Raw genomic sequence first — 255 nt, forward strand, 5'->3', positions numbered from 1 at the left:
GCCGTGTCGATAGCATAATTGCCTGAATCCGTAGTGCCTGTCCCTGCATTACCTGCCGCATCGCTTACTCCCGTGTTGTCCAAGGTAATCACGTTGGTGGCGTCTGTTACTCCGGCTGTTGGGGTAAATGTGGCTGTCCACGTAATTCCACCATCGGCTGAGCTTACTGCGCTCAGTGTTCCGTTTGCTATCGTTAGATCAGCGTTCGCAAAGCCTGTTACCGCTTCACTAAAAGTAATGGTTACTGTCGCAGTT

At 51.4% G+C, this 255-nt stretch carries 1 protein-coding gene; it reads right to left on the reverse strand.

Translation table 11 applies throughout. The annotated features are described in order from the left end of the window. Nucleotides 1-255 (reverse strand): Ig-like domain-containing protein (locus OB69_RS18770; protein ID WP_185096932.1); only part of this gene is annotated, 255 nt, incomplete at both ends.

Origin of the sequence: Roseivirga seohaensis subsp. aquiponti (assembly GCF_001267955.1) — a bacterium.
In the GTDB taxonomy this organism is placed as follows: Bacteria; Bacteroidota; Bacteroidia; order Cytophagales; family Cyclobacteriaceae; genus Roseivirga; species Roseivirga seohaensis.